A 1,429-nucleotide genomic window follows, 5' to 3' on the forward strand; every position below is an offset into this window, starting at 1 on the left:
TGCGACCGATATTGTGAAAGCCCTCGGCGGCAACTTTACCCGCCACGACGGTTATTTTGAATCGTCCACCGACATTGTGAGCTACTGCGTCGGCCACGTGCTGGAAATGGTACCCCCGGAGACGATTAACCCGGCCTATGCCACCTGGTCGCTCGACACCCTGCCGCTGAAGCTGTACCCCGTTCAGCTTCAGCCCAAAGCGAGCGTGGCAAAACAGGCCAACACCCTGGTGAAGCTGATTCGTCGCCCGGATATCAAAATGATTGTCCACTGCGGCGACCCGGACGACGAAGGCCAGCTCCTCGTTGACGAGGTGCTGGAGTTCGCCGGTAACACGCGCCCGGTGAAGCGGGCGCTGATTAACGACAACACTGCGCCAGCGGTGAAAAAAGCCATCAATTCCCTGCGCGATAACAGCGATTTTCGTGGGATGTACCTGAAAGCCCTGATGCGCAGCGCCGGTGACGCCATTTTTGGCTTCAGCATGAGCCGCTGCTACACCCTGAAAGCCCGTGATAAAGGCTATAAGGGCACGATTTCGGTTGGCCGCGTCCAGACGCCGGTGCTGGGTATGATTGTGCGCCGGTGGCGCGACAATCAGGCACACAGCGAGGCGTTTTACTACCAGCTCGCCGGGCAGTTTGTCAGCGGCACGGACGTCGTCAGCGCCCGCTGGCAGACGTCCGAATACGCACCGGTTGACGATAAAAAGCGCCTGACGGATAAGGCCTGGGCAGAAGGGCTCGCCAGAGCACTGGCCGGAAAACCGGCCAGCGTGCTCGCGGCGGCCACTGACCGGGGAAAAACCACGGCCGCCCCGCTGCCGTTTAACCTGTTGCGCCTCCAGGTGCATATGAACCGCAGGCATAAACTGACCGCGCAGCAGACGCTCGATATCACGCAAAAGCTCAAGGACGGTAAATACATTACCTATAACCGCTCCGACTGTTCGTATCTGTCCGACGAACAGTTTAACGACGCGCCGCAGGTAGTGGCGGCCTTAAAAACGCTCGACGTTTTTAACGGCCTTGCCACCGATACGGCGCAGAAAAGCGCGGCGTTTGACAGTAAAAAAGTGACCGCCCACACCGCCATTATTCCGACGACGAACATGCCGGATTTAAGCCGCCTTACCGACAGGGAAAAGGCGGTTTATCTCGCCATCGCGCAGTTTTATCTCGCGCAGTTCGTGGCGAAAAAGCGCTATGACGAGGCGATCGCGGAGATCAAATGCGGTGACGAAATGTTTAAAGTCTCGGCGCGTAAAACCACGGACGCGGGTTTTACGGCGTTCCTTAGCGATGCGGAGGAAGACGACGAGGAGGACGAAAACAGCAGCGCGTTTGAGGCCATCAGTCGTCTGCAAACCGGGGCGACATTAACCTGCCGCGAGGTGGTGATTTCCGAGAAAAAAACCAAACCGCTGCCG

The 1,429-nt window shown here is 58.1% G+C and carries 1 protein-coding gene; it reads left to right on the top strand.

All coding sequences use genetic code 11. From position 1 onward, the window contains the following. Positions 1-1,429, top strand: a 1,429-nt coding sequence (locus tag USH94_RS22420; protein WP_320731351.1) for a DNA topoisomerase, incomplete at both ends; no start/stop codon positions are given.

Origin of the sequence: Enterobacter sp. 148H3 (genome assembly GCF_034107425.1) — a bacterium.
Classification (GTDB): Bacteria; Pseudomonadota; Gammaproteobacteria; order Enterobacterales; family Enterobacteriaceae; genus Enterobacter; species Enterobacter vonholyi.